Raw genomic sequence first — 13,248 nt, 5'->3', positions numbered from 1 at the left:
ACGTCATAACAGAGCGCCCTACGGGGCGTTTTTGTTATTATGGAATAGATATTTTAATCGAGATCGATATGTCAGACGCAAAATTCAGCAAACTTTTGGACTATGACACGATTAAACAGCAGTTTGGTGATGCTGAAGACTCAGCCACTTCTTCACCTGTTGAGTCACAGACTTTGCCAGAATTTGATCCGGAAGACAGCTTATTTGGTAACTCCGATAAAGAGCAGAAGAAACCCGGTCTAACCGGCACCCGTTTGCGTTCTTATGCCTTTGCTGTACTAACTCGCAAAGAATACTCCAAAGCTGAACTCATTGAGAAACTGGCGCTTTATGCAGAAGATCGAAATGAAGTGATTACTTTGGTTGAAGAGCTATCTCGAGAAAACTATCAAAGTGATCAACGTGTCGCTGAAATCATGTTGTCGAGCCAAAAGCGTAAAGGCAAAGGTCCCAATCAGATTAAAATGAAGCTGAAAAGCAAAAAAATTGATACTGCCCTGATCAGTGAAGAACTCAAAGAAACGGACTGGGTACAACAGGCTTATGAACTGAAGCTTAGAAAATATGGTTCAGAAGTGACGAAAGACCCAAAACTTAAAGCCAAACAGATCCGTTTTCTAATGTATCGTGGTTTTGAAATGGATGCGATCATGAAAGCGATTAGCCGCAAGGCCGAAGATTAATTCTTTTGTATTTGTGAAAAAATATGCTTAGGCTATTTTTTATTTTCCTCTTTGCCATCCTGCTTAAATAGTTTCCCTTATTACAATTAATCTCAAACAGCAAAAAGCTTTCAAAAGCTCAAATTAAGATAGTTTATTTTCATGATTGAATTCAATATTCCAAACAATATAGGCATCCACGAAAGCAGCTCTGGATAGAAATTTGAAAGTAAATATTAAAGGAATGGAATACAATAAAGATTAAGATTGAAAAATAAAGAGAGAATAGAGAAATTTTATAATTATAAATCTGGTGGCAACCCTACCAGCAAAGCTCCGGCACATCATAGATCTACTACCGTTGCTACCTTCCGGTCCTGGCGGGGTTCATAGAGTACAATTGCGAAGTAACCGGCAGGGCTACCATTACAGGAACAGAGTATAGAGATTTTTATTGAAGTTGCAAGGGCTGTATTTCAAATTTTCGGCATAAGCTATCCGTTTGATTATTTTAAAAACAATATGCCCCAAGATGCTGATTTTTTAATATTCTTCACAATTAATTCATGAATATCGAAATTCACATGATCTTTGTAAAACCTTGTTGCAATTTCTAAAAATGCCGTTTTAAATGTGAAGCTATAAACGGGTTATCTCTTTTAGAATAAATGAGCTGCGGATACATAATCTCGCCAAGAATCATGGAACTTATATGATGTTTAAGAAACAGGTATTGTGTGCCCTCACTGCACTCTGTACAACCTCTCTTTTTGCTGCGATTCCTATCGAATCACGTGGACTCAGCCAAGGTGCTCAATCAAATAATATCAGCACTCAATCTGCCATTGCTACAGGCGCAGATGCACCTCAGACCAATACCAGCTGGCAGCTTATGCAAAAAAACCAGCAGCTTGAAAATGATCTACGCAGTTTACGTGGAAAAATCGAAGAACAAGAAAATGAGATCGAGAGATTAAAGAGCGAATTAACCAACCGCTATGCCGATCTGGATCAACGTCTGGAACTATTGCAGCAAAAAATTGAACCTACTGAAGATACCTCCGCGGAGGATAACCAACAGGATATTTCTCCCAGTTTAAGCTCTAATGCTCCAGTAGCCACTAATCAGGCATCTACAACGCAACAGCCGAGTGAGCAGGAAAAAGCGGCTTATACCATTGCACTAGATGCCTATAAAAATGGTGGTGCAGCTAAAGCCATTGCGCCCATGCAAAATTTCATCAAGAATAATCCGAATAGCGTCTATATCAGCAATGCTCACTTCTGGTTAGCCGAATTTAACCTGTCGATTGATCCGCCGAATTTTAATGAAGCAAAGAAGAATTATCTGATCGTGGTTGACCGCTATCCGAATTCTGCAAAAGCCTCTACTGCCCTTTATCAGCTTTATAATATTAGTAAGGATGTAGAAAAAAACGCTACTCTTGCTTCACAATATAAAGCGAAACTACTCAAGAATTATCCGAAAGCTGAAGAAGTTAAATTTTTGAAGTAAATAAAAAGTCCCATAAAAAAAGACACCACGAAGGTGTCTTTTTTTAATTCTACTTTCATTTCTTTAGCTTAGCGCACAATGCCACGCTTTGATTGTTCGAGTGAATCAATCAGACGTTGTGCTTCAGAAACTTCTGGAAGAATCTCGTTACGGATTTTCTCGATGGCTTCCTGAGTCGTTAAGCCAGATTTGTAAATCAGCTTAAAGGATTCACGTAAACCATTAATCACGTCTTTCGACCAGCCTTTACGACGCATGCCTTCAACATTCATGGCAAATGCATGGGCCGGGTTACCCGATACCATCACATAGGCAGGAACATCTTTCAGAATCAGTGAAGCACCACCAATCATGCTGTAAGAGTCAATTTTACAGAACTGGTGAATACCTGAGTTACCACCAATCACGACATAATCGCCTACGTGTACGTGACCCGCCACACCGACATTATTTGCGAAAATATTATGATCACCAACCATACAGTCATGTGCAATATGGGTATTTACCATTAACAGGTTATGACTGCCAATCTTGGTAATACCTTTGTCTTGCACCGTACCACGGTGCAGACTGCAGTGTTCACGAATCTTGTTATAATCACCAATTTCCAGCCAGGTTTCCTCGCCTGCATATTTCAGATCCTGGCAGACTTCACCGACACTGGCGAACTGAAAAATTTCATTATGTTCACCAATACGTGTGAAACCACCCACCACGACATGTGAATGCAGTTTGGTACCAGCACCAATCGTGACATTTGGCCCAATAATACAGTAAGGGCCAATCTGTACATCTGCAGCAATTACTGCAGATGCGTCAATGATGGCAGTTGGATGAATTAGGGGATTATTGCTCATGCCTGCTCGACTTTCAGATGGGAAACCATAATTTCCGCGGTTGTTGCGACAATGCCATCTACTGTGGCAATGCAATTATATTTATAAATACCACGTTTTTGCATCACTAATTCAGATTTAAGTACTAATTGGTCACCAGCAACCACTTGTTTTTTAAATCGAACCTTCTCAGCACCAGCAAAAAGGAATAATGAACCTTCTTTTGGAGTTTCATTATTCATGACAAAACCAAGGATACCTGAGATCTGTGCTAATGCCTCTACAATCAATACGCCTGGCATGATTGGATAGTTCGGAAAATGGCCTTGCAGAAACTCTTCATTAATTGAGACGTTTTTATAACCAACAATACCATTTTCAGTAATATCGACGACGCGATCTACCAGCAGAAATGGATAGCGATGGGGTAAATATTCACGAATCTTTTGAATATTCATTGGCAATTCAGGCTTCGTGAATGTAGGCAAATTCGACTCTGTCATCATAATTATTTACGCAACTTAAATGTTGATTCAATGGACTCAATTTGAGATTGCATATGATCCAATCGTTTCACCAACTGGGTCAATGGCACATCTGCTAATTGTCTTAAGCGAACCACTGTGCGTTTCCATTGCTGATTTGGCAACAATCCCATGCCTGAAGAATAAGTGCCTTCTTCAGTAATGTTATTTGTCACCATTGACATTCCTGTCAAGGTCACATTATTGGTGATATGTAGGTGTCCTGCTACCCCACAGGCCCCCGCAAGAATACAGTTTTTGCCAATCGTGGTACTGCCGGCAATCCCGCATTTGGCTGCAATCGCAGTGTTTTCACCAATCTTAACGTTATGGGCGATTTGCACAAGATTATCAATAATGACACCTTGTTCCAGAATTGTGTCATCCAGTGCACCCCGGTCAATACTACAGTTTGAGCCGATCCGGACATCATCTGCAATACGGACTGAACCCAACTGGGCAATTCGATGCCATTTCCCTTGATAAGGTGCAAAACCAAAACCTTCACTACCAATTACGGTATTGGCATGGATCCGAACACGATTACCGATTTTCGTAGCACCTGTTAAAGTCACATTTGCATCAATAAAACAGTCCCGGCCAATTTCAACCTGATCGTCGATCTGAACGTGGGACTGGATAATCGTATTTTCACCCACCACACAATTCTCACCAATGATCGCATAGTGACCAATATAGGCACTGTCAGCAATGATGGCAGATGGATGAATTTGTGCGGTACTTTCAATTCCCTGAGTCGTATGTTTTTTCTCAAAAACGTGAGTCAGAATTGCAAAAGCCAGATAAGGATTGGCCACGACAATGAAGTTTTGCTGGGAAGTCAGCTGCTCTTTTAATTCAGCAGTCACAATTAAAGCGCCCGCCTTACTCTGAGCTGCCTGTTCCAGATATTTATCTGCATTGACAAATGCAAGGTCATGAGAGGTTGCATTTTCAAGACTTGCCAAACCTCTCAAACATAAATCTGCCTGACCTACATACTCACCTTGGACAAGACGAGCGAGGTCAGCTAACTGAAGTTTTTGATGATTCATCGATTATTTAATTGCATTAACCTTTTGAATCATTTTATCAGTTAAATCATACTTCGCGTCATAAGCAAGTACGGAATTTTTATTTAAAACCACATCTAGCTTGTTTTCTTGGCGCAATTGTTCAGCAGCACGCTTCAGATTTCCTTCAAAAGCCTTATTTACACTTTGCATACGCGTTTGCACGGTTGCCTGTACCTGTTGCTGCACACCTGCCAGTTGAGTCGCTTTGCCTTCAAATTCTTTGGCTATTTTTTTATGTTCTGCTGGTGTTTTTGCAGCCTGACCTTTTTGCTTGATTGCAGCAAGATCTTTTTGCAACTGTGCAATCTGTGCAGTTTGCGGCTTAATGTCATTTTCCAGAGTGGCATTTTGCTGCTTTAAATAGATACTGTTTTGTACTACTTTTTCTAGATCAACGATTCCGTAATCATCGGCATGTGACAATGAAGTTAAACCCGCTAAAGCAATACCCATTGCCATCATCATTTTTTTCATGTTTTTACCCATTCAAAAAATTTTGCTCACAAAACCTGATGGCTTCATGAGCAAAATTTGTATTTAAGATCAAAGTTTTCTTAGAAAGTACGTCCAATTTCAAACTGAACATTTTGAGTTTCATCACCGTCTTTATCATTCAACGGGTATGCATAGCTCAGTGATAATGGACCAATCATGGTAATCCAGGTGAAACCAGCACCTACGCTATAACGCATATTGCCTGCATCGAAACCAAAGTTATCTTTACAGTACTGTTTACCACTAATCGAGCTGCCATTCACGAAAATATTATCATTAGATACATCACACTGAGTATCAAATACTTGAGCACCTTCAGCAAAAAGTACCGGACGAACCTGACGCGCCCAATCTCCCTTAAATGGCACAGGAAGAACTAACTCAGTACCAAACTGAACTAAAGCATTACCGCCCACTTCTTCTGGGGATGGATCAGTTCGGCCGATGTCAGAGAAATATACGCCTGGATATTTAGGACCTAAGGTACTGTTTTCATAACCACGTACTGAACCATAGCCACCGGCATAGAAGTTCTTATAGAAAGGTAGGTCATTACCATAGCCTAAACGGCCATAACCACGTAGAACAAAGTCTTTGCCTAATGGGAAGAAAGCTTGAGCGTCATAGGTGAGCTTTTGATATTCCACATCACTACCCGGCAAGGCAATTTCTGCATTGACACGATGTGACATACCTGTAGTCGGGAACATTGGACGGTTCAAGGTATTATAAGACCAACCCAGATTCAGGTTATAAGTTAAGAAGTCACCCTTGAATTCTTGCCCATAAGGAATATTTCTACAATCTTCAGTTGGATTACCCTCAGCATCTAAAATTGGCTCACAATATTCTCCGGTTTTTGTTTCTTTACCACCATTGCGTTCCAAATAGTCAGCCACATATGTAGATACGTATGGCCCTGTGGTCACTTCAGTCTGGTCTATATTCAGACCCAGGCTTACACTTTGGTTCTCATCAATTGGATAACCGAAGTTAATACCACCACCCAAGCTGTCTGTAACATAGTTGTTTACGTTATAGTCATCATCCAACTTTGTTTTACGGTAGTAAAGATTATAACCGCGACGTACACCATCAATCGTGAAGTACGGGTCCATTACACTCAAGTTATAATAATCTTGAGTTTCAGAACGTGACAGGTCAATCGAAACGCTGTTCCCTGTACCCAGGAAGTTAGTCTGACTTAGACCAGCCTGGAACGTTACACCACCACTTTGCGAGAAACCAACAGCTAGAGTACTTGTACCTGAATGCTGCTCTTCAACTGCCACATTCAAATCAATCTGATCTGGTGATCCCGGAATACGAACAGGTTTGATATCAACTGTTTTAAAGAAACCAGTACGCTCTAAACGTACTTTAGACAGGTCAATCTTCTCATTGCTTGCCAGCGCACTTTCCATCTGGCGCATTTCACGACGTAATACTTCATCGGCAGTTTTAGAGTTACCTGTGAAGTTGATCCGACGTACAGTCACTTGCTGACCCGGATTAATATAGTAGTTCAGGTCAACCTGTTTAGTTTCGTTATTAATCTGAGGCACAACATTTACTTCAGCATAGTAATAACCAGCATTACCATATTTACGTAGCAATAGCTGCTTGACCGCATTCACTCGTTCCTGAGAGTAGGTGTCGCCTTCTTTATACAACTGCAAAGCTTGTAACTCTTCAGGTTTATAAAGCGCATCACCTAGGAATTTGGTTTGTCCAAACTTAAACTGTTCGCCTTCATTGACTGAAACTTCAATAAAGACATTCTTTTTATCTTCACTCAGGTTCAGACTTGAATTGGTAATATTGAAGTTGATGTAACCACGGTTCAGATACATCGCACGTAAAGCTTCCAGGCTCGCAGCCATTTTTTCACGTGCATAACGGTCATTACGTGAAATGACCGAGCTCCAGCCACTTTCTTTAACAGCGAAAGCCTGCTTGATATCCGATTCTTTAAAGACAGTATTACCGATAATATTGATATCAAAAACTTTAGCCGCTTTACCTTCAACAAAATCAATCAACACTTCAACGCGGTTGTTTGGTCGCGGTGTCGTTGTTACCGTAATATCGGCATCATAACGACCTTGCTGCATATATTGCTGTTCCAGCTCGGTTTCAACTGTTTGCAGTGCAGATTTCTTCAGTACCTCACCTTCAGCCAGACCCATTTTTTTCAGGCCTTCTTCCAGCGCTTCCTTCGGAATCAGCTTATTGCCTTTCAGCTCGATTTTTGAAATTACCGGACGTTCTACCACCTGGAATACCAAGGTATTGCCCTGTTGAACGGCTTTAATGTCATCAAATAGTCCTGATGCATACAGGCTACGAATCGCATTGGCAATGATCGGATCATTCACCCGGTCACCACTGTTGATTGGCACCAAGCCGTACACATTTTCTGGAGTTAAACGTACCAATCCATCAAATTTTATATCTTGTACAATGAAGTCTTCTGCCGCATATACTTGTTGTGCTACTGCCATTGCACTAACGAGTGCCAAAGGCATAAATAAATGTGTGTGCTGCATGCCAGTCTTTTCCGCTGTTAATTATTCCATTTACGTTATTATAAACGCATAAAGTCATTAAATAATGCCAAAAGCATCATACTGCCGAGCAGTACCATACCAATTTTTAATCCAACCAATTGTATTTGTTCAGAAACAGGTTTACCACGAATTAATTCGATAAAATAATAAACCAGATGTCCGCCATCAAGCATTGGGATTGGCAATAAGTTTAATATCCCTAAACTTACACTCATTAGCGCCATAAAGGAAATAAAAGTTTCCCAACCCATTTCCGCGCTTTGTCCCGCCACTTTGGCAATGGTAATCGGGCCAGAAAGATTATCCAGACCAATCAGACCACGTACCATTTTGACGATCGAGTTCAGAATCATTGAAGACAGATGTGCTGTCTTGTCAAAGGCCATCACCATCGCCTCAACAGGCGTATAGTGAATAGTCTGTTTATATTCAGCAGGAATTGTCACCTTGCCCGGATCGCTTTGAACTCCGAGCATACCGGTTACATTCCCCATATTGTCACGTTTGCCTTGCGGCATGACCTGAAGATGCACGACCTGATTACCACGTAATACATCTATCTTAAGTAATTTTTCTGGTGATGCCTGTACCACTTTTACCACAGCGAACCAGTCTTTCATCTGTACACCATCAATCGCCAGAATCTTGTCACCTTCTTTAAGACCCTGACGAATGGCTGCACCATCTTCACTCAGTTTGCTCACCACAGCCGGAATTTCCGGACGATATGGCAAGAAACCTAGTGTATCAAGGGGTGACTGACTTTGATCTTTAAGAAAGTCCTGAATTGGTAACTGGAATATCTTGTTTTCACCCGCACGATCTGCCTGAATCGAAACCACACCAGTTTCACCCACACGATCCACCAAGGCATAACTCAGTTTTTCCCAAGTTTCGACTTGTGTACCATCTACAGCGACAATCTTGTCGCCCGGCTGCATCTGTACCGCGGCTGCAGGTGTGTTTGGTAAGACCTTACCTACACGAGTATTCAGCTGTTCCTGTGCAGGTAAAAAAAGTACCCAAAACAGGACAACAGCTAAAAGCAGGTTAATGAGAGGACCCGCAGCAACGATGGCAATACGTTTCCAGGGATGCTGACGGTTAAAGGCTTTAGGCAAGTCTTCTTCTGCCACACTGCCTTCACGCTCGTCCAGCATTTTGACATAACCACCCAAAGGCAAAGCTGAAAGCTGATATTGGATACCGGATTTTTTGGAAGTCCACTTTAGAAGGGTTGGTCCAAAACCAATGGAATAGACCAGTACTTTAACGCCCAGTTTACGTGCCACAATGTAGTGACCAAACTCGTGAATCGCAATTAAGGGACCGAGTAATAGGATTGCGGCTGCAATAATAAACAAGGCGTTCATGTCTTAACTTCCTTTATTCACAACATATTGCTGTGATAAACCTCGTGCTGTGTGATCTGCATGCAGAATAGTATCCAGATCATGTGCTGGTTGATTGTCCATCTGATTCAGGACAGTTTCAACCACCTGAGGAATTTGGGTAAATCTGATTTGCTGATTTAAAAATGCAGCAACTGCAATTTCATTGGCCGCATTCAAAATTGTAGGCGCAATTCCACCACTCTTCATGGCTTGACGTGCTAATTTCAGTGCCGGAAAACGCACCACATCCGGTTCCTGGAAATTCAGCTGTGAATGCTTAAACAAATCCAGAGCCGGGATATGGGTACTGATCCGTTGTGGCCATGCCAAAGCATGTGCAATTGGCGTGCCCATATCCGGGTTACCCATTTGTGCCAATGTCGACCCGTCCACATATTGCACCATGGAATGAATAATACTCTGTGGATGGACAACAACTGTAACAAATTGTTCTTGAACTGCAAACAAATGACACGCTTCGATAAGTTCCAGCCCTTTATTCATTAAAGTAGCTGAATCTACAGAAATCTTTTGCCCCATTGACCAGTTAGGATGTTTGCAGGCTTGAGCAGGCGTCACATCATGCAATTGTTCAAGAGAATGATTCAGGAATGGACCGCCAGAAGCAGTCAGTAAAATCTGATGAACACCGAGCTTAGGTTGACCATTACGTTCGGTATCAAAGTAGTTTTGAGGTAGGCACTGGAAAATCGCATTATGTTCAGAGTCGACTGGCAATAATAATGCACCATAATCTCGCGCAGCTTGCATCATGATGTCGCCGGACATGACCAAGGCTTCTTTATTGGCCAATAGGACACGCTTACCTGCTTTGACTGCAGCCAATGTAGGAAGCAGGCCCGCCGCCCCGACAATTGCTGCCATCACGATATCAACATCCGCATACTCTGCGACTGAAATTAAGCCCGCTTCATCCTGAAGAATTTCGATATCTGATAAGCCCTGCACTTGTAGCAACTGAGAAAGCTCATCGACTTTATTTGCAGGCACTACAGCCACTTTAGGACGGTACTGCTGACAGATTTCTGCCAGCTCAGTAATACGACTTTGCGCTGTCACAGCGAAAACCGAGTAAGCTTCAGGATGTTGCTGCAAAATTTTTAAAGTACTTTGACCAATTGAACCTGTAGCACCCAATATACAAACAGCTTGTGACATTTATAAATCTACGCCAATAAGTTTTAAAACATATATGCCTGTTGCAAAGATAGGAGCTGCAGCAAGCAAAGAATCAATACGATCTAATACACCACCATGACCCGGCAAAATACGGCCCGAATCCTTGATTCCAGCACGACGCTTAATCATGGATTCAAACAAGTCACCTAGCACTGAACTAAACACGGTAATAACAGAAAGAATCAGGAATAGACATAGCTCTGGCCAGGTCATATCCAGATAAAGTGAAGCGACGGCAACCACGATGAGCATGGAGGTAAGAATACCGCCATATAGACCTTCTACCGACTTGTTTGGGCTGACATTTGGTGCGAGTTTTTTCTTGCCGAATTTGCGTCCAACAAAGTAAGCGCCACTGTCTGCACCCCAAACCAGCAGGAACAGGTACATTAACCACCATGGAGAGTTTAGCCAAACCGAGAAGATTGCTGTAACAGCAGCAGAAACCAGTACAATCCCGATGCCATGCAAGCTGACATTGTACCAGCCATCATAATCAGGATAGGTTTTAACCCAGTAGATACTCAGCAACCAGGTCAGAATAGATGCCGACCACAATAATAAGGCCACATCCCAATAGTATAAAGCCAGTGCAGATAAAGCTGCAGTCAGTAGACCATAGCCCCACGCCACTGGCTTGATAACATTTTTACATTTTCGCGGCATGAGTTTAAACCACTCATAGCCTGCCACCCCGGCAGCCACAACCATCAATGCGAACATTGGATATTGTGATTTGGTCGCAAACATACAGCTCAGTACGACTGCAACCAGCACCAATGCGGTTATAATCCGCTCAAACATGTGTATTAATTCTCAAGTCTTTCTTGAAGAATCTGCTCTGATGTTTTACCGAAACGACGTTCGCGCCCACCAAATACAGCAAGTGCGTCATCGAATTCCTCTACGGTAAATTCTGGCCATAAGGTCTCAGTAAAATACAGCTCTGCATATGCTGCCTGCCAGAGCAGGAAATTGGACAGGCGGAAATCTCCACCGGTACGAATCAGCAGATCAACAGGCGGCAAGTCACTCAAACTGACATATTGACCGAACACATCAGTATCAATTGCTTCAAGATCTAATTTATTTGTTAAAACATCCGCAGCAATCTGCTTCGCAGCTTGTGCCATGTCCCACATTCCACCATAGCTGATTGCAATGGTAAGCGTCATACTATCGAAATTAGCAGTCCTTTGTTCTGCTTGCAACATCAATGCTTGCAGTTCAGGAGATAAACGCGACCGATCACCAATAAAACGTAAAGCAATATTAAATTTTTGCATACGTGGCAACTGTTCATTAATCGTGTCTTCCAACAACTTCATGAGCAAGTCGACCTCATATTGGGGACGGTTCCAGTTTTCGCTCGAGAATGCAAAGACCGTTAAAGCCTGGATATTTCTTTTTCTACAATGTTCAACAATCGGATCAAGAACCGTTTTTCCTTCACGGTGTCCGTCACCTTTCTGCATCTGATTTTTTTTGGCAAAACGATTGTTGCCATCCATGATGATGGCAACATGTTTTGGAAGACGGGAATTTTCTTCAGAAGCGGTCATTGATGAATTAGACCTTCATCAATTCAGCTTCTTTCGCAGCCAAGCGTTTGTCTACTTCAGCAACAAATTTGTCTGTGATTTTCTGAATTTCGTCAGACGCACGACGTTCGTCATCTTCAGAAATTTCTTTTTCTTTCAACAATGCTTTGATGTCACCCAATACATCACGACGGATGTTACGGATCGCAACTTTTGCATTTTCAGCTTCGTTACGTGCAACTTTCTGCATGTCACGACGAGTTTCTTCAGTCAACGCTGCCATTGGTACACGGATCGCGTCAGCAGTAATCGGATTCAAACCAAGATCAGACTCACGGATCGCCTTATCAATCGCAGCAACCATTGAACGTTCAAATGGTTGAACCAGCAATGTACGTGAATCTTCCACGCCTACGTTAGCAACCTGGTTCAATGGCACATCAGAGCCGTAGTAAGGAACCATGACACCGTTCAAAATCGATGGATGCGCACGTCCGGTACGAACTTTTGCGAAACCATGTTCTAACGAGTCAAGAGACTTGTTCATACGCTCTTCTGCGTCTTTTTTAAGATCGTTAATCATATGATCTTCCTTACTTAATTCTTAAAAGATGTATTTACTAAATTAGGAGGTAGTATAAAGGGCTTTGTAGCTCACGTCATTAATTGGTGACGTGAGTTCCTTCTTTTTCACCCATCACTACTGAAAGCAATGCGCCAGATTTGTTCATGTCAAATACTTGAAGTGGCACATTGTGGTCACGACATAAGCAGATCGCAGTTAAATCCATGACGCCCAACTTCTCGTCCAGCACCTGATCAAATGTCAATGTATCGTATTTCACGGCATCTTCGTATTTGCTTGGATCTTTATTGTAAACACCATCAACCTTAGTAGCTTTCAGGATCAGGTCAGATTCAATCTCGATACCACGCAAGCATGCTGCTGTATCCGTAGTAAAGAACGGATTTCCTGTACCCGCTACAAATACGCACACTTCACCTTGAGTCAGATGACGAATCGCATCACGGCTAGAATAAGATTCAACCACTGCACCAATCGGCAATGCAGACATCAAACGGGTTTTGATATTACGGCGTACCAAAGCATCACGTAATGCCAGACCGTTCATCACAGTCGCCAGCATACCCATCTGGTCACCGGTTACACGACCAACAAGACCGTCTTTTTGCAACTGGCTACCACGGTACAAGTTACCACCGCCAACCACGATACCGACTTGTACACCCAAACCCACGAGATGCGCAATAGAAAGTGACATCTGATCGAGCACTTGTGCATCGATACCCATGTCCTTGTTTCCTGCCAGTGCTTCACCAGATAGTTTTAGCAGGATGCGACCAAATCGTGGCTTTTTAGAATCCAACATCATCAAACTCCAAATTGTTTAATATAAATTCTTTTAATTCAAA

At 42.2% G+C, this 13,248-nt stretch carries 13 protein-coding genes and 1 other RNA gene; 2 read left to right on the top strand and 12 right to left on the bottom strand.

Annotation, left to right across the window (positions count from 1 at the left end; translation table 11 throughout):
* Positions 1-68: 68 nt before the first annotated feature.
* Positions 69-683 (top strand): regulatory protein RecX, encoded by a 615-nt coding sequence (locus G5T77_RS09955; RefSeq protein WP_166136593.1) that lies wholly within the window; start codon positions 69-71, stop codon positions 681-683.
* A 299-nt stretch (positions 684-982) separates the two neighbouring features.
* On the opposite strand, the gene ffs is transcribed toward G5T77_RS09955, so the two are convergent.
* Positions 983-1,079, bottom strand: an RNA gene (ffs, locus tag G5T77_RS09950) — signal recognition particle sRNA small type.
* Positions 1,080-1,374: 295 nt separating this feature from the next.
* Between ffs and G5T77_RS09945 the strand changes: the two genes are divergently transcribed.
* The gene (locus tag G5T77_RS09945) at positions 1,375-2,178 is read left to right on the top strand and encodes a YbgF trimerization domain-containing protein (RefSeq protein ID WP_166136590.1); all 804 of its coding nucleotides are present in this window, start codon (positions 1,375-1,377) and stop codon (positions 2,176-2,178) included.
* Between the two features lie 68 nt (positions 2,179-2,246).
* Here the strand turns inward: G5T77_RS09945 and lpxA are convergent, their stop codons facing one another.
* From lpxA to pyrH, 11 genes are all read right to left on the bottom strand, one after another.
* Positions 2,247-3,035 (bottom strand): acyl-ACP--UDP-N-acetylglucosamine O-acyltransferase, encoded by a 789-nt coding sequence (gene lpxA, locus G5T77_RS09940; RefSeq protein WP_004786156.1) that lies wholly within the window; start codon positions 3,033-3,035, stop codon positions 2,247-2,249.
* The gene (fabZ, locus tag G5T77_RS09935) at positions 3,032-3,517 is read right to left on the bottom strand and encodes a 3-hydroxyacyl-ACP dehydratase FabZ (RefSeq protein ID WP_171064833.1); all 486 of its coding nucleotides are present in this window, start codon (positions 3,515-3,517) and stop codon (positions 3,032-3,034) included. Before fabZ ends, lpxA begins: the two co-directional genes overlap by 4 nt.
* Before the next feature lie 5 nt (positions 3,518-3,522).
* Entirely contained in the window at positions 3,523-4,593 is a 1,071-nt protein-coding gene (gene lpxD, locus G5T77_RS09930; protein WP_166136587.1) for a UDP-3-O-(3-hydroxymyristoyl)glucosamine N-acyltransferase, read from the bottom strand.
* Positions 4,594-4,596: 3 nt separating this feature from the next.
* A complete protein-coding gene (locus G5T77_RS09925) occupies positions 4,597-5,088 on the bottom strand; it encodes an OmpH family outer membrane protein (RefSeq protein ID WP_205683238.1) in 492 nt (163 codons plus the stop codon).
* Between the two features lie 80 nt (positions 5,089-5,168).
* Complete coding sequence (gene bamA / locus G5T77_RS09920) at positions 5,169-7,658, bottom strand: outer membrane protein assembly factor BamA (protein ID WP_004786164.1); 2,490 nt, start codon at positions 7,656-7,658, stop codon at positions 5,169-5,171.
* 38 nt (positions 7,659-7,696) lie between these two features.
* Positions 7,697-9,052, bottom strand: a complete 1,356-nt coding sequence (rseP, locus tag G5T77_RS09915) for an RIP metalloprotease RseP (RefSeq protein WP_166136580.1) — start codon at positions 9,050-9,052, stop codon at positions 7,697-7,699.
* A 3-nt stretch (positions 9,053-9,055) separates the two neighbouring features.
* Positions 9,056-10,252, bottom strand: coding sequence for a 1-deoxy-D-xylulose-5-phosphate reductoisomerase (ispC, locus tag G5T77_RS09910; RefSeq protein WP_166136577.1), 1,197 nt, complete (start codon positions 10,250-10,252; stop codon positions 9,056-9,058).
* Positions 10,253-11,077 carry a phosphatidate cytidylyltransferase gene (locus G5T77_RS09905; RefSeq protein ID WP_004786167.1) on the bottom strand — a complete coding sequence of 275 codons (825 nt, stop codon included), beginning with the start codon at positions 11,075-11,077 and terminating at the stop codon, positions 10,253-10,255.
* 5 nt (positions 11,078-11,082) lie between these two features.
* Positions 11,083-11,835, bottom strand: a complete 753-nt coding sequence (gene uppS, locus G5T77_RS09900) for a polyprenyl diphosphate synthase (protein WP_166136574.1) — start codon at positions 11,833-11,835, stop codon at positions 11,083-11,085.
* A gap of 7 nt (positions 11,836-11,842) precedes the next feature.
* On the bottom strand, positions 11,843-12,397 hold the full coding sequence (frr, locus tag G5T77_RS09895) for a ribosome recycling factor (protein ID WP_005235283.1): 555 nt from the start codon (positions 12,395-12,397) through the stop codon (positions 11,843-11,845).
* Positions 12,398-12,476: 79 nt separating this feature from the next.
* A complete protein-coding gene (gene pyrH, locus G5T77_RS09890) occupies positions 12,477-13,205 on the bottom strand; it encodes a UMP kinase (RefSeq protein ID WP_004786170.1) in 729 nt (242 codons plus the stop codon).
* Positions 13,206-13,248 lie beyond the last annotated feature (43 nt).

This window comes from Acinetobacter sp. GFQ9D191M (assembly GCF_011174875.1).
Taxonomy (GTDB): domain Bacteria; phylum Pseudomonadota; class Gammaproteobacteria; order Pseudomonadales; family Moraxellaceae; genus Acinetobacter.
The sequence above is the reverse complement of the archived record's forward strand: the minus strand, read 5'-3'. Positions and strand labels throughout refer to the sequence as shown.